The organism is Shewanella sp. SM87 (assembly GCF_025653705.1).
GTDB classification, from domain to species: Bacteria; Pseudomonadota; Gammaproteobacteria; order Enterobacterales; family Shewanellaceae; genus Shewanella; species Shewanella oncorhynchi.
Genome location: NZ_JAKKSC010000005.1, coordinates 190,822 through 215,020 on the forward strand (window position 1 = coordinate 190,822; position 24,199 = coordinate 215,020).

The 24,199-nt window shown below is 42.9% G+C and carries 14 protein-coding genes; all 14 read left to right on the forward strand.

All coding sequences use genetic code 11. The features are described 5' to 3' along the window. Window positions 1-184: 184 nt before the first annotated feature. Window positions 185-814: an RNA chaperone ProQ gene (proQ, locus tag L5M11_RS06125; RefSeq protein WP_028759761.1), complete on the forward strand. Its 630-nt coding sequence runs from the start codon at window positions 185-187 to the stop codon at window positions 812-814. Between the two features lie 28 nt (window positions 815-842). After that, window positions 843-2,888 (forward strand): carboxy terminal-processing peptidase, encoded by a 2,046-nt coding sequence (gene prc / locus L5M11_RS06130; protein WP_028759762.1) that lies wholly within the window; start codon window positions 843-845, stop codon window positions 2,886-2,888. Window positions 2,889-2,972: 84 nt separating this feature from the next. Next, window positions 2,973-5,522, forward strand: coding sequence for an aminopeptidase N (gene pepN / locus L5M11_RS06135; RefSeq protein WP_263185380.1), 2,550 nt, complete (start codon window positions 2,973-2,975; stop codon window positions 5,520-5,522). A gap of 46 nt (window positions 5,523-5,568) precedes the next feature. Continuing rightward, window positions 5,569-5,784, forward strand: coding sequence for a DUF2835 domain-containing protein (locus L5M11_RS06140; protein WP_028759764.1), 216 nt, complete (start codon window positions 5,569-5,571; stop codon window positions 5,782-5,784). A gap of 338 nt (window positions 5,785-6,122) precedes the next feature. Continuing rightward, window positions 6,123-8,165 (forward strand): DUF1302 domain-containing protein, encoded by a 2,043-nt coding sequence (locus tag L5M11_RS06145; RefSeq protein WP_105252651.1) that lies wholly within the window; start codon window positions 6,123-6,125, stop codon window positions 8,163-8,165. A gap of 13 nt (window positions 8,166-8,178) precedes the next feature. Further along, on the forward strand, window positions 8,179-9,543 hold the full coding sequence (locus L5M11_RS06150; RefSeq protein ID WP_105252650.1) for a DUF1329 domain-containing protein: 1,365 nt from the start codon (window positions 8,179-8,181) through the stop codon (window positions 9,541-9,543). Between the two features lie 54 nt (window positions 9,544-9,597). After that, entirely contained in the window at window positions 9,598-10,614 is a 1,017-nt protein-coding gene (locus L5M11_RS06155) for a WD40/YVTN/BNR-like repeat-containing protein (RefSeq protein WP_263185379.1), read from the forward strand. A 36-nt stretch (window positions 10,615-10,650) separates the two neighbouring features. Beyond that, window positions 10,651-12,966 (forward strand): efflux RND transporter permease subunit, encoded by a 2,316-nt coding sequence (locus tag L5M11_RS06160; RefSeq protein ID WP_113940560.1) that lies wholly within the window; start codon window positions 10,651-10,653, stop codon window positions 12,964-12,966. Window positions 12,967-13,230: 264 nt separating this feature from the next. Continuing rightward, window positions 13,231-18,075 carry an NAD-glutamate dehydrogenase gene (locus L5M11_RS06165; RefSeq protein ID WP_263191643.1) on the forward strand — a complete coding sequence of 1,615 codons (4,845 nt, stop codon included), beginning with the start codon at window positions 13,231-13,233 and terminating at the stop codon, window positions 18,073-18,075. Window positions 18,076-18,138: 63 nt separating this feature from the next. Then, a complete protein-coding gene (gene pyrD, locus L5M11_RS06170; protein ID WP_263191644.1) occupies window positions 18,139-19,158 on the forward strand; it encodes a quinone-dependent dihydroorotate dehydrogenase in 1,020 nt (339 codons plus the stop codon). Between the two features lie 200 nt (window positions 19,159-19,358). After that, window positions 19,359-19,892 carry a cell division protein ZapC gene (locus L5M11_RS06175; RefSeq protein ID WP_106650701.1) on the forward strand — a complete coding sequence of 178 codons (534 nt, stop codon included), beginning with the start codon at window positions 19,359-19,361 and terminating at the stop codon, window positions 19,890-19,892. Window positions 19,893-20,759: 867 nt separating this feature from the next. Next, entirely contained in the window at window positions 20,760-22,019 is a 1,260-nt protein-coding gene (locus L5M11_RS06180; protein ID WP_259562902.1) for an AAA family ATPase, read from the forward strand. A gap of 2 nt (window positions 22,020-22,021) precedes the next feature. Next, complete coding sequence (locus L5M11_RS06185; protein WP_263191646.1) at window positions 22,022-22,711, forward strand: RloB family protein; 690 nt, start codon at window positions 22,022-22,024, stop codon at window positions 22,709-22,711. Window positions 22,712-22,999: 288 nt separating this feature from the next. After that, entirely contained in the window at window positions 23,000-24,019 is a 1,020-nt protein-coding gene (locus L5M11_RS06190) for a hypothetical protein (RefSeq protein WP_263191648.1), read from the forward strand. Window positions 24,020-24,199: the final 180 nt, after the last annotated feature.

Genomic DNA, 24,199 nt, shown 5'->3' on the forward strand with positions numbered 1-24,199 from the left:
TGAATAAGCTTAGTGTTTTGAGCTGTCAAAATTTGTTAAGGTATATTTTTTAACTTTAGTAAACGCGGCTAGGATGCTAATTTGTACGTTGACTCAATATTGAGTTTAACGAAGATAAACGACATGTAAGAAGCTGATATATATCACCTCGAATCGATGTCCCTTTTTGACTGTGGAAGTAATGATGGAATCAACAGAAAAGTTGACCGACACCAATGCAATTTTGGCGTATTTGTATGAAACATTTCCTTTGTGCTTTATTGCTGAAGGTGAAACTAAGCCATTAAAAATCGGATTGTTTCAAGATTTGGCTGAAAGGTTGGCTGATGATTCTAAAGTCAGTAAAACTCAGCTCAGAGTTGCCTTGAGACGTTATACCAGCAGTTGGCGCTATTTAAAGTGCGTTAAAGCGGGCGCACAACGCGTAAACCTGGATGGCGAACCTTGCGGCGAGTTAGAGCAAGAGCACATTGATCATGCTCAAGCCATGTTGAAAGAGAGTCAGGATAAGGCCAAAGCGAAACGTGCAGCACTTGCACCTAAGCCTGCGGCGAAGAAAGCACCTAAAAAGGTGGCTGTTCCTCAACGTCCTAAAACTGAGCGTCCTGCTAAGCCTGCGCCAAAAGCTGCAGCGCCAGTCGTCAATTATGTCCAAGCACAATTGACTGATTTAACGAAAAAACAACGCGTCAATGTTAAATTAGGTATGACACCCGTAGCCGGTGTGATTACTGACATTAACAAGGAAGATATTCATGTTCAGCTTGATAGTGGCCTAACGATTAAAGTTAGAGCAGAACATATCCTGCTGTAATCATTTATTAAAACGGAGTAACTTGTTGATGCGAAAACTCACTTTGGCTACCTCGATCGCCACTGTTTTTGTCGGATTCTCGGCTTGGGCCGTACCACCCACGATTCAAATCAGCGAGTTACCCACTCTCAAGCAGGAAGCGCAACATAAGGTTGCGAGCAAAAGGGTAACGGACTTATACACTCGTTCGCACTATCATAGATTCAATCTTGATGACGCCTTTTCTGCGCAAATTTTTGATCGTTATCTACAGCAGTTAGACTATCGCCGCAATGTGTTAACCCAAGCGGATGTCGATAGTTTTAAACCTTATGCAACCCAATTCGATGACATGCTCAGTTCTGGTGAACTTGAGCCTGCCTATAAAATGTTTGATATTGTCCAAAAGCGCCGCTATGAAGGCTTTGTCTATGCTTTATCTCTATTAGATAAAGAGATGGATTTTTCTGCGCCCGGTGATGCCTATGAGTACGACCGCGATGAGGCCGCATGGCCAAAAGACCAGACAGAAATTAATGAGTTATGGCGTCAACGTGTTAAATACGATGCACTAAATCTTAAACTCACAGGTAAGAAATGGCCTGAGATTGTTGATATCCTCCAAAAGCGTTACAACAATGCTATTAAACGGTTGATTCAAACTAACAGTGAAGACGTGTTCCAAGGCGTGATGAATGCCTTCTCCCGTAGCATTGAGCCACATACAAGTTACCTTTCACCACGCAATGCTGAACGTTTCCAAATGGAAATGAACTTGAGCCTTGAAGGCATTGGTGCTCAACTGCAACTTGAAGACGATTACACTGTCATTAAAAGTTTAATTACTGGCGGCCCTGCTGCGGGCAGTGAAAAACTGTCACCGGAAGACAAGATTGTCGGTGTCGGTCAAGAAGGCGGCGAGATTGTTGATGTGATTGGTTGGCGTTTAGACGACGTGGTCGACCTGATTAAAGGGCCTAAGGGCAGTAAAGTTGTTCTGCAAATTTTACCGAAGAAAGGCGGTTCCAATGCTAAGCCATTCGACGTTACCTTAGTTCGCGACAAAATTCGTCTTGAAGACAGAGCGGCAACCTCTAAGGTGATTGAACCTAAAGACGGCGAGTACGCAAATCGCAAAGTCGGTGTGATCCAAATTCCTGGTTTCTATATGAATTTGTCGCAGGACGTTGAAAAAGAGCTAGTGAAGTTAAACGACGCCAAAGTCGAAGGCATAGTCATCGACCTTAGAGGTAACGGTGGGGGTGCATTAACGGAAGCCGTGCTGCTGACGGGACTCTTTATCGATATGGGCCCTGTAGTGCAAATTCGTGATGCCGATGGACGAGTGTCTGCGCATCGTGATAACGACGGTAAAACCAGTTATGCAGGACCATTGACTGTGATGGTTGACCGTTACAGTGCTTCAGCCTCTGAAATTTTTGCTGCCGCATTGCAAGATTATGACCGTGCACTGATCGTCGGTGAGTCGAGTTTTGGGAAAGGCACAGTGCAGCAGCATAAGAGCCTAGGCCGTATCTACGACATGTATGAGAAGCCAATTGGCCATGTGCAGTATACGATTCAAAAGTTCTACCGTATTAATGGTGGTAGTACACAGATTAAAGGTGTGACCCCCAACATTGCTTACCCAAGTGCGTTGGAGCCGGGCGAGTACGGTGAAGCTGAAGAGAAAAATGCTTTACCTTGGGATAAAGTGCCTATGGCGCAATATGGCACGCTTAATGATGTTACGCCTGAGTTAGTGACTAGCCTTGAATCTAAGCACCTTAACCGTATAAAAAACAGCGTAGAGTTTGCCTATATCAATCAAGATATTGCCGATTTTAAAAAGCATCACAAAGAGAAAACTGTGTCTCTGGTTGAAAGTGAGCGTATTGCTTCCCGTGAAGCCGATGAGAAAAAAGTCCTCGACAGAACAAACGAGCGTCGAGTCGCCAATGGTTTAGCACCGGTTAAATCAATGGAAGACATTAAAGACGACGCTGAATTGCCAGATGCATTTTTAGACGAAACCGCTTATATCACTTTAGATATGGCTGATGTGCAAAAAATGGCTAAAACTAGTGCTAAGTAGGCGCTAGTCGAGTCGATTTATCCGATATCAAAACGCGCTTATGGCGCGTTTTTTCTTATTTAGATCAGCGTTAAAGGGATCGAAATGACACAAGCTCAAGCAAAATACTTAAAAGATTATCAAGCGCCACTTTTTACGATAGAGACTATCGATTTAGCTTTTAATTTGGCTGGCAATGAAACCCAAGTGCAGGCGATCAGTCGTATAAAACGCACTTCAAAACATGCACAAGCCTTAGTGTTGGATGGCGAAGATTTGACCATTGTTTCACTGGCAGTTAATGGTGATGCTGTGCCTTACCATGTTAGTGCGGGTCAATTAGTTCTAGAAACTGAGCTTGATGAGTTTGAACTGAACATTACCACTAAGCTCGATCCTGAAGCTAATTCGAGCCTTGAAGGGCTCTATATGTCCGATGGTGCCTACTGCACGCAATGCGAAGCAGAGGGCTTTCGACGTATCACTTATTTCCTTGATCGCCCTGATGTATTAGCTAAATACACAGTTCGTATCGAAGCCGATAGCGCCGCATTCCCGTTTTTACTGAGTAACGGTAATTTGATTGATCAAGGTGAGTTAGATGGCGGACGCCATTATGTTTGCTGGCAAGATCCATTTCCAAAACCAGCGTATTTATTTGCCTTAGTCGCTGGCGATTTTGATCTATTGCAAGATGAGTTCATTACTCGCAGTCGTCGTAAAGTGATCCTGCAAGTGTTCGTTGATAAAGGTAATTTACATAAAGCACACCATGCGATGGCATCACTTAAGAAATCCATGGCATGGGATGAGAGCCGTTTTGATCTTGAGTATGATTTAGATATTTACATGATAGTGGCCGTCGACTTTTTCAATATGGGTGCGATGGAAAACAAAGGCTTAAATATCTTTAACACTAAATATGTGCTTGCAGATACCTTAACGGCCACCGACGAGGATTATCACGGCATTGAATCGGTTGTAGGCCATGAGTATTTCCATAATTGGACAGGAAACCGCATAACGTGCCGCGATTGGTTCCAGCTAAGTTTGAAAGAGGGATTAACGGTTTTTCGCGATCAAGAATTTAGCTCAGATTTAGGCTCTCGTGCTGTGAATAGAATTCACGCAATTAAAGTGATCAAGAATCAGCAATTTGCAGAAGATTCTGGCCCTATGTCCCATCCTATTCGTCCAGAATCAGTCATTGAGATGAATAATTTCTACACTGTGACTGTGTATAATAAGGGCGCTGAAGTCATCCGCATGATGCACACTTTGCTCGGCGAAGAAAAGTTTCAGGCGGGAATGAAACTGTATTTTAAACGCCACGACGGCCAAGCTGTCACCTGTGATGATTTTGTGGCGGCAATGGAAGATGCCAGCAGCGTGGATTTAACCCAATTCCGTTTATGGTATAGCCAAGCCGGTACGCCGATTGTGACTGCGATGGACAGTTTTGATGCGCAAATGGGTGTTTATCAATTGACCCTTAAACAAAGTCTAGCGAACTGTGCATCACCGCTGCATATTCCGTTTAGCTTAGAGCTCTTAGATGCGAAGGGCCATTCTTTAGTGAATGAGATCCTCGATTTTACTCAAGCTGAACAAGTGTTTAGCTTTGATAGACTCACTCATAAACCTGTCGCTTCGTTATTGCAAAACTTTTCCGCGCCCGTCAAATTACAATATCGATTCAATGTGGATCAACTCGTCCACTTGATGCGTTTTGCTAGCAGCGAAGTGGCGCGTTGGGAAGCCTCTGTGACCCTAGTGAGCCAAGCTATTTGGCAAAATGTGGCGAGTTTACAACAGCAACAAGCTATGGCTCTCGATCCCCGTGTGCGCGATAGTTTTAAAGGTGTGTTGTTAGACACTGAGCTTGATCCGGCATTGATCGCCGAAATATTAGCGATACCTACGGCTTCGGCTTTGATTGAGCAAACAGAGAGTGTTGATCTAGATGCGTTAGCTTTAGCACGTGAATTTGTACTAATAGAGCTCGCATCACATAGTGAAGATGAATTGATTGCGCTATATCGTTCTTTAGTCGCAGTAGAGAGTACGCAGGCAAGAGCCCTTAAAAATCAGTGTTTAACTTGGTTAGCTCGGGTGTCGGATGAGGCTGAGGGGTTAGTGATTTCTCAGTTCGATAACGCCAGTAATATGACGGATTCTCTTGGTGCGTTGACGGCAGCCAATGTTGGGAATTTACCTTGTCGTGATGAACTGATGACGACATTTGAGCTACGTTGGCAGGATACGCCATTGGTGATGGATAAATGGTTTATGTTGCAAGCGACCCGTGATGCAGATGATGTGATTGAGTGTTTGCGTCAGTTGCAGCAACACAAGTGTTTTAGTATGAGCAATCCAAACCGAGTGCGTGCTTTAGTGGGCAGTTTTGCTGCCGGTAATATTTATCAATTCCACCGTAGAGACGGTAAGGGTTATGCATTCTTAACCGAATGCTTAATGACCCTTAATAAGCTCAATCCGCAGGTTGCGGCCCGTATGGTGACGCCATTGATCCAGTATCATAAATTCGACTTAGACCGCCAAACCTTGATAAAAGCCTGTTTAGGACAACTTTTGGCTTTGCCTGACTTATCTAAGGATATGTACGAAAAAGTCTCTAAAGCATTGGCAAAATAGCAGTTTGTAGGAGGAGGAGGGCAGCAGTCTGTGCTGCCCTGATATTATGGAACTGTATTTCAAACTATCGATCAGCTATCGAGATTTCTTACCTTATTATCAAGGGCTTGCCGATAAAGTCGAGGTTCGTGAAACTCAAGGGCGGATTTTGTGGATTAATGGCCGTCATTTTAGGCGTTTTTTAACCGAAAATGGCATTCAAGGCTATTTCAAATTGGTTTTAGATGACAAGGGACAATTTGTTTCATTAAATCGAGTTTAGTCTTAATTTGTTTATCTTTACTTAGAGCAATTACTTTAAACGGTCGGCTGATTACTAAGCTCGCTTTGTGATATTTTATTTTTAAATATGTTAATGAATTATATGATTTTTTAATGTGTTTTTATGTTTCATTCCTATTCCGCTTTTCGCTAATTTAAATCTCTCCTTTTTAGTTAACGGTACTAATGTACCTACATGCTTAATTCTTTAGAAAATTTTCTCTAACTGCGCCTTGCTCAAGGGGATTAATTGCTGTAACAATGATGTTACCTGTGAGCTAACAAGATGTTGGTTGTAATTCCTAAAACAAAGAATCCAGCAGGGTACGGAGAGCTAAAATGAAAATTGTTAAAAATAGTTTTAACAAATCGGCGCTTGCTTTGGGGGTGGCGTCGGCATTGAGTTTGTTAATGATCCCAAGCGTTAATGCAGTATCTTTTAATTGGGGAGAGGTTGAGGGCACATTTGACTCAACTTGGACTGCTGGTGCGAGCTGGCGTGTAGGGGAGCGCGATTGGGAAGGTCAAATTGGTAAGGTTAATCAACCCCAATTCGATTGGTCTAATTACAGCGCATTTGGCAATACTAAATACACTTCTGCTGAGATTTGGGCCCAGCCCGGATCGTATTCAAGTAACAATGACTTAAGTAATTTACTTTATTCTCAAGGCGATACTACGTCCGAAATCGTTAAAGGTTTGCATGAATTGTCATTGAAATACAAAAACTACGGTTTATTTGCCCGTGGTATGTATTTCTATGATCGTAAACTCAATGACGGTAATTATGATTTTAATGATCCGATAACGGGCAAAGAGTTTGACCCTTGCGAAGATAACCGTGCTTCAGAAGTTCAATGTAAAGATATTCGCCTACTCGATGCGTTTGTGTATGGCAACTTTGATCTTAACGATGGTGCGAATCCATTATCTATTCGTGTAGGTAATCAAGTGGTGTCATGGGGTGAAAGTACACTGATTGCCCATGGGATCAGTGAAATCAACGCCGTTGATTTGAACATACTTAATGCGCCAGGTGCTGAACTCAAAGAAGCGTTCAGACCGCAAGGTATGGTGTGGGCTTCCCTTGGTTTGACTGATTCATTAACGGTAGAAGCATTCTATCAATATGATTGGCAACCTATTTGGGTACCGACACCGGGTTCTATTTTTGCGACTAACGATTTTGCGGGTTTCGGTGGTTACGCTCAAAACGCTCAGCTTGGGTTTAATGCTAACCCTGACATCAATTTAGACTTCGTAATGCAAGAATACGAGCGTTTAGCGGGCATGATTGCCAGCGGCCAATCTATTCCGACACAGCAATTGGTTTCTATGGCCTTAGCCTACCCAACAAAAGTGACGCTAGTGCAGGATGAGGCAGAGCCAAGCAATGATGGCCAATATGGTATTAAGCTGGGTTATTACGCGCCTTCACTGGGTGAAACCGAATTTGGTTTTTATTTCATGAATTACCATAGCCGTCGTCCTCTTATCAGTGGTACAGCCGCCGATTTTAGCACGGGTGCACTTTTGTCTGATCTGGCGACCATAGGTCAAAACTCGGGTAATATTGATCGTGAATTGCTGCTCAATTTGAAGAGTTTCTCTAAGGCGCAAATCGTTTATCCAGAAGATATCAAGCTTTACGGTTTCAGTTTCAATACCTTGGTTGGTGATACCTCTGTCGCGGCTGAAATTGCCCATCGTCAGGATGAACCACTGCAAATCGATGACGTAGAATTATTGTTTGCCGGTATGCCACAGCAGTTAGCTAACGCTGGTCTTCGTCCAGATCTCGATGGTATTTCACAGATTAAAGATGTTAAGCCGGGTGAAACCGTGGATGGCTTTATCCGTCTTGATACCACTCAGGCGCAGATGACTTTCACCCATTTATTTGGTCCAACGTTAGGTTTAGATAACTTGACCATGTTGGCCGAAGTGGGTGGCGTGTGGATCCATGATATGCCAGGTTTTGATGAGCTACGTCTCAATGGTCCTGGTACGTCACGTTCTGGCGGCAACCCAGATATGCCCGGCATCATTCAAGCCTTGCACAATGGTCCTGAAACTAACCCGTTCCCAACCGACTTTGCTTGGGGATATCGTTTAGTTGGAAAGGCGGATTTCAACAACGTATTTGCTGGGGTCAATATGTCTCCACGGGTGATTTTCTCCCATGACGTTGATGGTATTACACCTGATCCTATGTTCCTGTTCACGGAAGGACGTAAGTCTGTCGCGCTAGGCGTTAACTTCGACTATCAAAACCGTTGGGGTGCAGATATCTCCTATAACAATTTCTTTGGCGGTGTCGGTACGACGAATGCGATGGCAGATCGTGATTATGTTTCATTCAATATCAAGTATTCGATCTAAAAGGACTCAAACAATGAAGAAACTGACGATATTGGCGAGTGCAGTCATGCTGGCTTTCGCAGCGCCAGTCGCTATGGCTAAGATATCAGAAGCTGATGCGGCAAAACTTGGCAATGAACTTACCCCTTTAGGTGCTGAAAAAGCAGGTAATGCTGATGGTTCTATTCCTGCGTGGGATGGTGGTATCACTCAGCCTGTGGCGGGTTATACCAAAGGGATGCATCACCCAGATCCTTTCCCTGAGGATAAGATTGAATTTACTATTACCAATGCTAACAAAGCGCAATATAAAGATTTTTTAACGCCGGGTCAGATGAAGTTGTTCGAACTTTATCCTGATACCTACAAGATGAATGTTTACAAGACTCGCCGTAGCGCCTCTGTACCACAGTTCGTTTACGATGCGACTAAAGTTAACGCGACTCGTGCTGAACTGATTGCACAGGGCAATGGTATTTCTGGCGCGGCTATTGGTATTCCATTCCCGATCCCTGCAAATGGTTTAGAAGCAATTTGGAACCACATTTTGCGTTTTCGTGGTATAGATATCGAAACTTCCCGTAGCCAAGCTGCACCGACAGCCGATGGTAGCTATAGCTTAGTCGAAACGGCTGAGGAAATTCGCTTCGAATATTCTCGTCCAGAAATTACCTTAGATCAGCTTAAAGCCAGCAATACGCTGTTCTACTTTAAGCAAGTGGTGACTCAGCCTGCACGTTTAGCTGGTACAGCCTTATTGGTTAAAGAAACCATGGATCAAGAGGCGCTTCCCCGCCAAGCTTGGACCTATAACACAGGTCAACGTCGAGTACGTAAAGCGCCGAACGTGGCTTTTGATACACCGGGTACAGTGTCAGATGGTCTGCGTACGACAGATGATTTCGATATGTTTAACGGCTCTCCTGTGCGTTACAACTGGGAACTGGTTGGCAAAAAAGAAATTTATATCCCGTACAATGATTACAAACTGCATTCGGATAAGCTGAAATATGACCAAATATTGAAACCTGGTCATGTGAATCCTGAATACGTTCGTTGGGAAAAACACCGCGTATGGCAAGTGAGGGCGACGCTGAAAGACGGTATGCGCCACATTTATAAAGTGCGCGATATGTACCTTGATGAAGATTCATGGCAAGTGTCAATCGCCGATCTCTACGACAACCGTGATCAGTTGTATCGTGTGGCCGTTGCACATGGCTTGAATTACTACGAAGTGCCAGCACAGTGGGATACTTTAGAAGTCTTCCATGATTTGCAATCCCGTCGTTATCTCGCCATGGGCTTAGACAACCAAAGTGGCATGTATAACTTCGATGCCAAACTGACTGAAGCTAACTTTACCCCCGATGCATTGCGTCGTGAAGGTATCCGTTAATAGGCCACGTACAAAGGGGCGCTTAGCGCCCCTCATTAGTTTAAGGAAGTTTGTATGTCGTTTCGCATCCTTCAGTGTGTCGCTGTATTAAGTTTCGGTGGCGCTTTTTTTCCTTCTACGTTATCTGCAACGCCCTCTGATCCGATTTTTTCTCAAGTTCAACCTCTTGCTGTTTCATCTTTGATTTTAGATATTGCCAACGTAGGCGCAGGTTTAGTGGCTGTGGGTGAACGTGGTCATGCTCTGGTGTATGACGGCAGTTGGCATCAAGTGGTAACGCCCGTGAGTTCACAGCTGACCAAAGTCTTTTTCCTCAATGAAAAACGCGGTTGGGCTGTAGGTCATGATGCAACCATTTTACAGACTCAGGATGGCGGTCAAACTTGGCAGTTACAAATGCATTCGCCCGAGATTGAAAAGCCTTTCCTCGATGTGGTGTTTTTAGACGAAAACAATGGTATTGCCATTGGTGCTTACGGTTTGTTTTATCGCACTAATGATGGCGGTGCCCAATGGCGCGAGAAGTTCCATGAGGAGCTTTTAGCTGAAGAAGATGTGGCTTATTTGGCGGAGTTAAAAGGCAGCGATCAATCGGCCTATTTGAGTGCGCGCGCTTCATTATTGCCGCACTTTAATCGTATTTTAACCTTAACCGATGGACGTTTATTATTGGTTGGCGAGCTGGGCTTAGTCGCTGTTTCTGGCGATCAAGGTAAAACATTTACGCGTACCAATTTTGATTACGATGGTTCTATGTTTAACGCCGTAGAAACGAAAAATGCTGTGTATGTGATGGGCCTTCGCGGTCATATATTCAAAGCTGATGTGAGTTTAAGCCAATGGAATCAAATAGAATTGCCGGTGCAATCCTCAATCAACGGTGCCATGGTTGTTTCTGACGACGCGCTATATTTAGTGGGAAATGCGGGGATAGTGATCAAGCTAAATGAGGACGACAGTAGCAGTATCGTGACTCGTCGCCAAGGGGAAAACTTAGTGTCTATTGCGAAGGATAATCAAGGGAATGTGTGGTTATCCGGCAGCCAAGGGCTGTTTATTCTTAAGCCATAAAATTTTAAAACTACAATAAATAACAGGGCCGAGAAGATGTTAGAAAAACTGGTCAACGGATTTGAGTCATTTTTGTTTCGCAATCGCGCATGGGTCGTCGGCATTTTTGTGTTTTTGACGTTGTTTTTTGGCTATCAGGCCAGTCAACTCAAAATGGATGCGGCTTTTATCAAAAATATTCCACTGCAGCACAGTTATATGCAGACCTACCTGAAACACCAAAAAGATTTTGGTGGTGCCAACAGCATCATGGTGGCCGTTGAGGATACCAGCGGTAATATTTTTAATGCTAACTATTTTGATACCTTAAAAAACGTGCATGATCAGCTGTTTTTTATTCCAGGGGTTGACCGTGCGCAGGTGAAATCAATTTTTTCGCCTTCCACTCGTTTTACTGAAGTCGTTGAGGATGGTTTTGCTGGTGGGCCTGTTATTCCAGCGGATTTTTCAACTTCAGTGTCTGGGTTAGAAACGGTTCGCGATAATATTGAAAAAGCAGGGATTGTCGGCCGATTAATTGCCAACGATTACAGTGCGGCTATGGTGTCGGCTCAATTAATGGATTTTGATCCACAGACGGGTAAACCGCTTGATACCATTGCTTTTGCTGCACAATTAGAAAAAGAGCTTAGGGGCAAGTTCGAAACCGATAAGGTTAAAATTCACATCATAGGTTTCGCCAAAATGGCCGGAGATGTGGCTGATGGCGCTAAGGGCGTGTTGCTGTTCTTCGTGATCGCGATTTTGGTCACTGCCATTATGGTTTACCTCTTTTCTAAATCCATCATCTTGACCATGCTGCCACTGGTCTGCAGTTTAACGGCTGTGGTCTGGCAGCTTGGTTTATTGACTGTGATAGGTTTCGGTCTCGATCCTATGTCGATTCTGGTACCGTTTTTAGTCTTCGCCATCGGTGTGAGCCACGGGGTGCAGATCATCAATGCTGTACGGCGCCGAGTGCTCGACGGGCAAACGACAAAAGCGGCTTCGGCGTCGGCATTTCGTAGTTTATTAGTGCCGGGTGGTGTGGCATTACTGTCCGATACTGTTGGTTTTATTACCCTGTTATTTATCGATATTGGGATTATTCGCGAGTTGGCGATTTCTGCCTCGCTCGGTGTGGGCGTGATCATTTTCACTAACCTTATCCTGTTGCCTTTGGTGATTTCTTTTACTGAAATCAAAGTCAATAAACACGCAGAACCGACCGCTGAAGAAGTGCGAACTGAGGCTATTTGGCGCTTCATGGCGCGTTTTGCAACACCTAAATATGCTGTGGTAGTCATTATTGCCACTGTGGTGTTGTATTTTGTGGGTCTGCAACAAGCTAATCAGATGAAGATTGGTGACTTACAGGGCGGCGCGCCAGCGTTACATCAAGATTCGCGTTATAACCTCGATACCTTCTTCATCACAGATCATTTCTCTATCACCACAGATGTGATGACTGTGATTGTTGAGGCAGCACCTGAAGCCTGTACTTACCACGATGTGCTCACTCAAATTGATCAGTTTGAGTGGTTAGTACGCAATACCCCAGGGGTGGAGTCGACTGTGAGTCTGGCGTCAGTCGCTAAAAAAGTGAATGCAGGCTTCAACGAAGGCAATCCAAGATGGGAAGTGTTGCCGCGTACAACGGCGAGCTTAGTACAGGCCATTGGCCAAATTCCCACGACTTCAGGTTTATTAAATGGCGATTGTTCTGTCATGCCTGTGTATCTGTTTATGAAAGATCACAAGGCCGAAACCATAGAAACTGTGGTCGCTAAGGTTAAAGCCGTCGCCGCGAAAATGGACAACGAGAAGTTGCAGTTTAAACTGGCGTCGGGTCCTGTGGGTGTAATGGCAGCGACTAACGAAGCGGTGGCCGAAGCGCAGTTACCTATGATGATATACGTCTATGGTGCTGTGTTTGTACTCTGCTTAATCAGCTTTAAATCTTTTAAAGCCACTGTGGCGGTTATTATTCCGTTATATGTCGTGTCGACACTGGCACAGGCTTTGATGACTCAGCTCGATATTGGCTTAGCTGTTAGTACGTTACCTGTCATTGCGCTGGGGGTTGGTATTGGCGTGGACTATGGTATTTATATCCTCTCGACTATGTCGTCTAAGCTATCGAATGGTATGCCAGTACAGCAGGCTTACTATGAGGCGTTGGTCGAACGGGGTAGTGCGGTGATCTTTACTGGCCTTACATTGGCGATTGGTGTCAGTACTTGGTTCTTCTCGGCGCTTAAATTCCAAATGGACATGGGAATATTGTTAACATTCATGTTTGTGGTAAATATGCTCGGTGCCATAATTATCCTACCTGCATTGGCCGCCATTTTCTGGCGCCAGCCTAAGTAGAGTCTACAAATGGGGAGCTAAGCTCCCCATTTACTTTTGAATACTTAGTCTGCTTTATCGATTGTTTGGTCATTTGTCATTCCTTGTTTACGCCAATACTGGATTTCAAGAGGATGTACCACTAAAATTTTCCTCGAAATACAGCGGTTTTAGTAATAAACTTCGCGCGACGATCTAGATCACATTAATTTATCTGCGATTGTTAAGCCGAAGCATCCAAATAATGAAAAAAGCGCTGCCATAGACGCTTAAGGAAACAGCAACATGGCCTTGAAAGATGCAATGCCTTCAGTACTACTTGAAAATGTAGTCAGTTTAATTCACGCTAAAGTCCCTAATTCACAAGCCAAGCAAGTTGAACAGTTCGCCACCTGCCTTTATGCCCACATGTCGAAAGACGATCTCAATGCGCGTAATGACAGTGATTTATACGGTGCGGTTCTCAGTTTATGGAACGCCCTGAACAAAACGCCAAAAGGTAACACTCATCTAAGAGTGTTCAATCCTAGCCAAGCCAAACACGGCTGGCAATCGACTCACTCGATCATTGAAGTTATCCAACCTGACATGCCATTCTTGGTCGATTCAGTTGGTATGGCATTGAAGCGAATGGGTATTACTGCTCACATGATGTTGCACACTCCACTGGCGATTGAGCGTTCAGAAAGTGGTGTGACGAATGTCACTTATCTTAATCAGAGCCCTGAAAGCACTGAGCATGTCGCCGTATTTTTGATTGAAATTGACCGTCAAAGCAGCACGGTCGATATCAAAGCATTAGAGCGCGAAATTCAGTCTGTGCTTGCCGATGTCGCTTCATCAGTTAACGACTGGGAAGTCATGTCTGCCAAGTTGGCTGAGATGATCAAGGAATTGCCAAAACGTCCGTTCCCGGGCGATAAGCAAGAGTTAGAAGAAGCGATTAACTTCCTGACTTACTTGAATAATCATCACTTTACGCTATTAGGTTACCGTCAATACGATTTGAAACGTGTCGAAGGTGACGTTGAGTTAGTGCCTAATATCGCCTCTAGCTTAGGTTTGATGAACAAGCACACTAAAGCGCAACCTGAGCAAGGTTTGTTGTTATCTAGCTTCTCCGATAGTGCCCGCAAAGAAGCCTTAGACCACAGCTTACTGATCCTCACTAAGAGCAGTGCTAAGAGCCGCGTGCATCGCCCAGCTTATGTCGATTATATCGGTATTAAGCGTTTCGATAAGAAAGGCAATGTGATTGGCGAAGATAGATTTATCGGTTTATATGCGTCAAACCTGTATAACCGTAGCCCACGTGAAATCCCACTGCTGAATGAAAAAGTGCAGCGTGTGTTAGATCGTTCAGGCTTGACCCCACGTTCACACGACTATAAAGCCCTGCTAAACATCCTTGAGAATTTACCTCGTGACGAGCTAATTCAAGCCAATGTTGATGATTTATCGCACATGGCTCATGGCGTGTTAGAAATGCAAGACAGAGACAAGCTGAAACTCTTTGTACGCAAAGATGGCTTTGGCCGTTTCTTATCCTGTTTAGTGTACGTTTCTAAGGATCGTTACAACACTAAACTCCGCCAAGATACTCAACGTATTCTGGCCCAGCACTTTAACAGCAAAGAAGATGTAGAGTTTACGACTTATTTTTCCGAGTCGACGCTAGCCCGCACTCACTACATAGTCAAAGTTGATAACAATAATATGGATGTAGATGTGGCTGCCATAGAGAACAACTTAATAGAAGCGGCACGTTCGTGGGAAGATAAGTTAAGCACTGCGCTTAACAGTGCACTCGGCGAAGAAGCTGGCACTCATCTGACTAAGCGTTATTTCAATGCGTTTGAACAAAGCTATAAAGAAGACGTATTACCAAGTTCTGCCGTCGTTGACATGCAACAGCTCGAAGCACTGGATGATGAACACAAGCTCGGCATGTTGTTCTATCAACCGCAGGAAGCGGCGCTGAACGACAACAAAGTGCGTTTAAAACTATTCCATAAAGATGAGCCTATTCATCTATCTGACGTGTTGCCAATGCTCGAAAACTTTGGTCTGCGCGTGATCAACGAGCGTCCATATGAAGTCACGACTTCAGACGGTTCTACCTTCTGGATCTTAGACTTCTTGATGACAGTTAAAGTCGTCAACACAGATAACATCGCTGATAGCCAAGATAGATTCCAAACTGCACTGTCACAAGTGTGGCAAAAGAAGTTAGAAGATGACGGCTTCAACCGCATTATTCTGGCGTCAGGTTTAACCGGCCGTGAAGTCTCTGTATTGCGCGCGTATGCGAAATACATGCGTCAAATCGATGCAACTTTCAGTCAGTCATATATTGAAGAAACCTTCGGTCGTTACCCACAAATCGCTGATTTGTTGGTGAAGATGTTCATCCGTAAATTTAACCCTAAACTGAAAACCCGTACTCTGGGCAAGTTTTTGGAGCAGATCAATTTACGTTTAGACGAAGTGTCTAGCTTAGATGATGACCGTATTATTCGTCGTTATTTAGACTTGATTAACGCCACTCTGCGTACCAACTTCTACCAACTGGATGCCAAAGGCGAATCTAAGAGTTATATCTCGTTTAAATTCATGCCTTCACTGATCCCTGAAATGCCACGTCCACTGCCGAAATTCGAAATATTCGTTTATTCGCCACGGGTTGAAGGTGTGCATTTACGTTACGGTAAAGTGGCTCGTGGTGGTCTGCGTTGGTCAGATCGCCGTGAAGATTTCCGTACCGAAGTATTAGGTTTGGTAAAAGCACAGCAAGTGAAAAACACTGTGATTGTGCCTGTGGGTGCTAAAGGTGGCTTTGTTTGTAAACAATTGCCAACTGAAGGCGGCCGTGAAGCTTTCTTCACCGAAGGTCAAGAATGTTACCGCATCTTTATCCGTGCATTGCTCGATATTACCGATAACATTTTGAACGGTGAAATCGTCCATCCATTGGATGTGGTTCGTCACGATGAAGATGACCCATATTTAGTGGTAGCAGCCGATAAAGGCACAGCGACATTCTCTGATATCGCGAACTCGATTTCCCTCGAATACCGCTTTTGGCTCGGTGATGCATTCGCATCAGGTGGCAGTAACGGTTATGACCATAAGAAAATGGGTATCACGGCCAAAGGCGGCTGGGAATCTGTTAAGCGTCATTTCCGCGAAGTCGGTATTGATTGCCAAACCACAGACTTTACCTGTTTAGGTATAGGTGACATGGCGGGCGACGTATTCGGTAACGGTATGTTGTTGTCTAAGCACACTAAACTGGTTGCAGCCTTTAACCACATGCATATCTTTATCGATCCAAATCCGGATACGGCATTAAGTTATGATGAACGGGCGCGTTTATTCGCTCTGCCACGTTCAAGCTGGGAAGATTACAACAGCAAGTTGATTTCTAAAGGTGGCGGTATTTTCCTACGTTCATCTAAATCAATTCCATTATCGGCAGAAATTAAGCAAATGTTGGCCACAGAGAAAACCTCTATGACCCCAACTGAGCTGATGAAAGAACTGCTGAAAATGCCAGTTGATTTGATCTGGAACGGCGGTATCGGTACCTATGTGAAATCTGCACGCGAAACCCATGCTGAAGTCGGCGATCGTGCCAACGATGCTCTACGTGTCAACGGTGGCGAACTACGCGCTAAGATAGTCGGCGAGGGTGGTAACTTAGGTTGTACTCAGTTAGGTCGTATTGAATATGCGTCTAATGGCGGTCGCATCAACACTGACTTCGTGGATAACGTTGGTGGTGTGGACTGTTCAGACAACGAAGTGAACATCAAGATTTTGCTGAACGCTATGGTGACTGAAGGTGAGCTGACGCTTAAGCAGCGTAACCGTTTACTGGAAGAAATGACTGAAGAAGTCGGCCAAATCGTACTACAAGACTGTAAAGATCAAACTCGCACTATCTCCGTCACCCAAGTGCGTGGTGCTGAGCAGTTAAAAGAGCAGATCCGCTTTATCCAGTACCTGGAAAAAGAAGGCAAGTTAGACAGAGCGTTAGAGTTCTTACCGTCTGACGATGAGCTAGCTGAACGTTTAGCCAGTGGTCGTGCATTAACGCGTCCAGAGCTATCAGTACTGGTTGCCTATGCAAAAATGGTGCTGAAAGAGCAATTAGTGACGCCAGAAATCACTGAAGATACTTTGTTAAGCCAACTGCTTATCGCGTATTTCCCGAAAAAACTTCAGGAAAAATACAGCGACAAAATGGCAACCCATCCACTGCGTGGCGAAATCATTGCGACCTCACTCGCCAATGAACTCGTCAACGACATGGGTTTGAATTTTGTTCAACGTATGCAAGATGAGACTGGTGCCTCAGTTGCCGACGCGGCAATTTGTTACACTATGGCTCGCGAAGTATTTGGTTTAGCTGAATTAACTAAATCGATCACTGACTTAAACGGCATAGTTCCGGCTGTGGTTCAAGGTGAAATGCTGCATCAGTTACGCCGCAATATGCGTCGTGCTAGCCGCTGGTTCCTCCGTCACCGTAACCGCTCTTGGAGCATCGAACAAACCGTTGCCTTCTTCAAACCGGTATTTGAACAAATTAAAGATAATGTTCATTTATATCTGGTCGAAGAAGAAGCTAAAGGTATCCAATCTGAGATCAATGCCTTGGTCAAAGAAAACGTACCACAAGCTGTGGCAACGATTGTGGCTAACATGAGCACCTTGTTCTCTGCCTTAGACATTGCCCAAATTGCGCAAACAGAAGATAAGACAGTGGCATTAGTGGCTGAAACTTACTTCAAACTCGGCGCCCGCGTTGAGCTGCACTGGTTCTTAGAACAGATCAGCGCTCAACCTGTAGCGAACCATTGGCAAGCACTGGCTCGTGCCGCCTTTAGGGAAGAGTTAGATTGGCAACAACGTGCATTGAGTTCAGTGGTCTTAAGAACCTGCAGTGCAACCTGTGATGCCGAAAGTGTGATTTCTCAGTGGATTGAGATAAATCAAGGCTTATTGGAAAGATGGTTCCATATGCTAGCTGACTTTAAAACGTCGCAAATCCATGAGTTTGCTAAGTTCTCTGTCGCCCTACGTGAACTTAACCTTCTGATCCTTCATTGCGAAGGCCAAAAGTAAACTTATTATAACAATCAGAAGCCCTGGCGATCGCCGGGGCTTTTTTTAGGTCGAGGAAAGTACATGTTTTATAAAATCGCACAGAAAGTCATGTTTCAGATGGATCCTGAGCGAGCTCACCATCTTGCTATAGGCAGTTTAAAAGTGACCGCCAATAGCCCGTTAACATGTCTATATGGACAAACGATTGCACCCGCTCCTGTCAGCTTTATGGGGTTGACCTTTCCTAACCCAGTGGGACTCGCTGCCGGTATGGACAAGGACGGCGAATCGATTGATGCCTTTCATGCGATGGGATTTGGTCATATTGAAGTGGGTACAGTTACCCCAAGACCACAGCCTGGTAACGATTTACCCCGTCTATTTAGATTAAAGCCTGCCAAAGGCATCATTAATCGCATGGGGTTTAATAATAAGGGTGTCGATAATCTGGTCAAAAATTTGATCGCTAAAAAGACCAATATCATGGTTGGCGTCAATATTGGCAAAAATAAAGACACGCCAGTAGAACAAGGTAAAGACGATTATTTGATCTGCATGGATAAAGTTTATCTCCATGCGGCTTATATTGCGGTGAATATTTCATCACCCAATACCCCAGGATTACGATCGCTACAATATGGCGATCTATTAGATGAATTATTGAGCGCAATTAAAACCAAGCAACTTGAGCTGGCCGAAAAGCATAAAAAATACGTGCCCATCGCGCTTAAAATTGCTCCAGATTTAACCATCGAAGAAATTGAAAATATCGCGCAAGCTTTGATTAAAAACAAATTTGATGGCGCAATTGCGACCAATACTACTTTAACACGTGATGGTGTTAGCGGTCTTGCCAACGCCAATGAAAGCGGCGGCTTAAGTGGCAAACCCTTAACTGAGCTGTCTACTAAAGTGATTAAGCAATTGGCGATTTGTTTGAAAGGGCAGATCCCGATCATCGGTGTGGGCGGTATTAATAGCGCTGAAGATGCCTTAGCCAAATTTGATGCGGGCGCCACTATGATTCAGATTTATTCAGGTTTTATTTATCAAGGTCCGAAGTTAATTAAAGAAATAGTGAATGCATACCGCTTGAAATAATGATCTTAGGATTAATATAACGATCTAAAATAAGATCTTATTCTTTAACAGCGATCTAAAATGATCCATAGATCGCTGTTAAGATCTTACAATAGATCGACTAAGTAACTGTTAAATAATTTGTATTTTATTATTTTTATTTTGATATTGGATAAAATATCTACTATTATGTCCCAGTGTTCAAATATTGGGTCACCGTTATGTTATTAATGCCGCAAAAAGATTGGCAATGGAAATATAACGATTCGTATGGTGTATTAGGCGTATCGTTAGGTTCCGAGATAGAATTTCTGACGTCTTATAAAGCAAAATTACTCATTCCAGATGCCTTATCAAGCATGGAGTTTAATATTGCGCACGCCAAATTCTATATGAACTTACTCGATAGATTACCTAAAACCCTGTCTTTATCCGATGCCGCTATTGTTCAAATTGCCCTCAATGCCACCGCAGCCCATTTTATGCTGACACCGCAAATGCCTAAATCATGGTTTTTTGATACCAGTGATGTCTGTGTTTATAGCGATGTAGGTAAAGTCTTTGAGCTAAAATGCCAAAAGCAAAGAGTGCTCGCCCTCGTGGTTGAAAATACCCTACAGTCCGCGCTAGTGATGTTATTGTCACCCGAATGTGTTTTGTCTGGCGCGAAAACTATGGCGCAGTTTGAAACCATCAAAGTGATGCATAATCGCTTACACCCACTGCGTGCGCAGCGCCACGTGGTTGCGGCATAATGGGGTTGTAGATCAATAGTCATTGTTGATTTTTAATATTTACTATTAGGCATCAATTACTATTGTTTTTGATAGACACCACTAGCTGATTATTTGCTCAAATCCCTATGGCGCTGATGTGCTATCGATAGTATTTTTCCCAAGAAAATCTTTTTCTATCTCCATATTAATTTCCAACTCCTTGCTATTAAATGCCACTGAATGTTAACTCGTGATCCTTGCTACTCTTAATTCGGTTCAGCTTTTGCCACCAAGCTCACTACACAGTCTGGTTTGCCATGGCATTCACTCGACGACTCGCAGCCAGTCCGTCCTTGGATGCTCGACCGCCCCGTCCATGGGGCGGACGGCCGTCTCGCCAATCACCATGGCGCACCTTTTTGGCATTTGCGTAGTCTGGAGGTTCAAAAGATTAGATACTACGTTTAACGGTGATTTGCTTTGATTTTTTGGTGTCATTTGCGGAGTGCTAAAAGCAAAAATAGTTGTGGTTGTGTGGTCTTTTGGTTGTAAAGCGATTTGCCATGGCATTCACTCGTCGACTCGTGAGGGGTTCTAAGTTCATGAACGAGAGCCATGGAAGGCGAACTGGCAGTTAAGCATGGAGGTTGTTCAAGCCGTCCGTGGATGCTCGACCGTCCCGTCTTCCTTAACCTGTAAATATTAGATACGAACGACTTCTGGTTACTATCAACTAAAGGGGTCTACTCAGGGAAAACGTATTTGAGTATTATCAAAGAAGAATACTCGGGCTGTTAAAGTGTAATCTTTAGCGCATATTTGACGAATTTTGACAAATAACTGGACATAACCGTACCTTGGGTGTAATAGTCATCAGGTAAATGGATAATGAACAGGACAATTAAAATGTTAGTAAAATTCACTATTAAGAATTTTGCTTCTATTCGTTCAGCACAAACTCTTGATATGAGAGCAGAGGCCTATACTGATATGGCAGACTCTAATCTATTCGAGTGGAAAGCTGAGTTTGACTCGCAACGCCTTCTTAATACTGCTGCAATCTACGGTGCAAATGCTAGCGGAAAATCTAATATGATTTCTGGCTTGTCCACAATGATGACTATCATCACTAAATCTGCTCAATGGCAAGTAGATGAACATCTTCCATACAACCCGTATCGACTTTCCGCAGAAACTAAAAATGCTGAAACCGAGTTCGAGCTTGAGTTAATATGTAACAATATCAGATATTTATATGGTTTTAGTTATGTTGAAAACAGAATTGTTACAGAATGGCTATTTGCCTTCCCGAAGAAAAAACCTCAAAAATGGTTTCTAAGAGCTTGGGATGGCGAACAATATCAGTGGGACCTAGGGCGTAATCTTACAGGTGAAAAGCAAACGTGGGTAAACTCAACCAAGAAGAACTCATTATTTTTATCTACAGCAGTCCAACTTAATAGTGAACAACTGAAACCTATTTTTGAGTGGTTTAATTCAGAATTGGCAATTGCAGGAATTCATGGATGGGGAGTCGGTTTTTCAGCTTATCAGTGTGACAAACTTGATGAAAAAAATCATATCCTTAAGTTGTTGAGAGATGTTGATATTTCAATTGAAGACATTCTCATTGAAAAAGAGGAGTTTGATGAGAACAATCTCCCAAGCGATATGCCTAAAGAGTTAAAAAAGACAATTATCGAGAAGATGAAAGGTGAAACCTTATTCTCGACTAAGTTTTTACGCTTAGATGATGATGGCAAAACCGTTGAATTTGATCTCAATGAGGAATCAGACGGAACTCAACGTTTTTTCTCATTTGCAGGGCCTTGGCTTGATGCTTTAGCGTGCGGAAATGTTTTATTTGTTGATGAGTTGAACTCAAATTTACATCCGTTGCTAGTTAAACACATGGTTAAGCTTTTTCAGAACCCAAAAAACAATCCAAACAATGCTCAGTTAGTTTTCACTACTCACGAAACGTCAATTCTAAATCAGGATGTATTTAGAAGAGATCAAATTTGGTTCATGCAAAAAGATGGAAATCAGAGTGAGTTTTACTCATTAAGTAATTTTAATAAACCAAGGAAAGGTTATGAAAATCTCGAGGAACGCTATTTATCAGGTTCGTATGGGGCATTACCTTTCATTTCTTTGGGCATTTAGTTATGGGTTCAGATGACATTTTCCATAAGCTTAAGGCAAAGTCTAAAGCTCAAACGAAAAGAGCTTCTACACAAAAAGATTCATACAAGAAGTTTTTGATTGTTTGTGAAGATACGGTTTCTGGTTATCGCTATATAAAAGATGTAGTTAACCACTATAGGTTGTCAACCGCCAACGTCTCTATAGTTGGATTAGGACAATCTCCACTGAACATAGTAGAGCATGCCCAAAAGCGTTTTGATGAGGAAGAAGAGTCATGCAAACCCGATTTTGACCAAGTATTTTGTGTTTTCGATCGAGATGACCATGCAAGTTTTTTTAACGCGATAAAAAAAATTGACATGGTTAACAATAAATTAAAAAAGAAGGTTTTCATCGCAATACCTAGCGATCCTTGTTTTGAAATTTGGCTAATTCTTCATTTTAGATTCACTACTAAGTTGTACGAGAAGTCCGGCCGGAAGTCTGCTGCAAATTTGGTGGTTGATGATTTAAAGAAGTTATTGCCTGATTATGAGAAAAATGCACTCTCTGCTTTTCGTAATACTCCACAATCAATAAACAAGGCGTTAGATAATGCTAAGCGGTTGAGGATATATTGTGATGAAAATTATTCTTTTTCACCTAAGACTGATTTCGACAACCTTATAGATTTCATTATTGAGCAACATAAAAGTATGCATAAGAGATAACGGATTTTTGGGCTACATACTGTGTTTTATGAATATCATCAGGCATAGTTAAGAATCAGTAAATTCGAGAGGTTAACTCAACATGTGCCGTATTCACTATAATATCTTAACTTGCGAAGTTAAGAGTATGAATTATTTTTAAATTCAATTGGTTGTTTGCAGTGGGGGCGGATGTATGAGAATTGTGTTTATCACAAAGGATGAACGTACAATTTAGCTGATTTTATGGTTATTTTTAATGTCTCTATTGCTACTAGAGACCGTTAAATTTTAAGGATGTGATACGCTATGTTCAAATATAAGCAGGGAAATAACTTGGATTGGTGGGTTGCTGAGGAGCTATTAACAAAAGAGGAAGCTATCGTTTTTGAAAAGTTAGTTGTTACCTTACGTTCTGTTTTTCCTGATGTTGATGTCATTGTTACAAATTTGGAGAAACTATGGAGCAAAGAAAATCTGAGGATTCGACTTGGACGGAAATCTAAGACAGATGTTGGAAAGAACAGAGCTATGCTCTCGATTAATCCTCGTCAAAAAGGTGAAGATGCGACTGTAAAATATGGGACTGATAAGCGTAAAGCTAAAACTATGAGGGCACTCACGGAAAAAGATGTTATTTTTTCAGTTGATAAACTTGTAAGCCTTGCGAGCATAACAGACTCAGAAATAAATATATGGAAGCAATTCCTCATTGGTCAAAGAGACGAGGCTAAGTTTATTAAGATAGTGACTGGTACTGGTGCTAACGATATCGCGTTAACAGGTGCTGCTCTATCAAGCTCTAAAGCACATAATGGTGAAGAGCAGTCTCCTGATGCGGTGTGTGCGACAGGAAGTCAAGACCATATAAAATGGCTCAATGAAAAGTCTCAGCTACAAAAGCCATTAGTTAAATTTTTACAACAGAATCTTTCTAACTGCCAAATAGTTTCCGAGACATCTCTTGAAGAGCAACTTATAAGGCCAGACATTTTGATTAAAGAATCTGGTCATACAAGTGTAATTTTAGAGCTTAAATATTTATATCTTAACGACACCGCAGGTTCTCGCTCCAAAGCAAGATATGCATATGGTCAACTTCTAGACTATAGCTTTAACCATGGGATTGACTCTTTTGATTTATTAGAAAGGTGGTTTGTTGTTAATCAACTTCCTGATGATTTAAGAGTTTACCTTGAGAATATATGCCAGAAAGTTGATAAACAGTTTTCCGTTTGGGTTTTCGACGAAAAATCGGATAAGAAGTTTATCAAAGTTATTGGTAATAGCGAGTTTTTGTTCTCTGGACACATTCATGATTCTGTGTAACTTCATACTATAATTTAGATGTTTTATCAGGAGTCGACTTACCCGTCGTACTCCTTCGGTGTTTCAAGTGGTACAAAAAGCTGGTACAATCTGAAAAATTAAGGTGCATAACACTATGATTTTATAGGATTTGTTAGAATGAATTGTGAATCGAGGGTTCGACTCTCTCTCTCGCCAAAT